This is a genomic window from Stenotrophomonas maltophilia group sp. RNC7 (assembly GCF_030910085.1).
In the GTDB taxonomy this organism is placed as follows: Bacteria; Pseudomonadota; Gammaproteobacteria; order Xanthomonadales; family Xanthomonadaceae; genus Stenotrophomonas; species Stenotrophomonas sepilia.
The window spans coordinates 1-423 of sequence record NZ_JAVFVN010000308.1; the positions used below are offsets into that span (position 1 = coordinate 1).

General features: G+C 49.4%; 1 protein-coding gene. It reads left to right on the plus strand.

Annotation, left to right across the window (positions count from 1 at the left end; all coding sequences use genetic code 11):
- The coding region (locus tag RCF13_RS05185) for a hypothetical protein (protein ID WP_308140914.1) at positions 1-351 on the plus strand (351 nt) is incomplete at its 5' end.
- Positions 352-423: the final 72 nt, after the last annotated feature.

Here is a 423-nt window from a genome sequence, read left to right on the forward strand (position 1 = left end):
TATCTGGACAAGGACAGCCAGCTCGGATGGCATGGCAGTGCATTTCAAATAGTGTCGGACGTGCTTGAAAAAGCGCCAGCCGCTGATAAGGCCAAGCTGTACCGCGCATTAACCGAAGAACGAGCCCGTGAATTCAGTTTCTATTCGTCATTGGGCGTGGAGCCCATGATGCCCCTATACGGCCTGGATCGCCTCGATCACGAATATAAAGACTGCAAGGGCTGGACCTATTCGCTGAAAGCGATGAAACAGCTCAATATTCATAATATTGTTCTTGCAGATAAAATCTGGAAACCGCAGGACACGTTCCAGAATCAGTGCATCTTCTCAATCGATAGCGTAACGCAATAACTACCTCTCTGCCTCCATTCTGAAAAGGTTCCTGAGCTTGCTCAGAAGCCTCCTCAGGATGAGGGATCGACG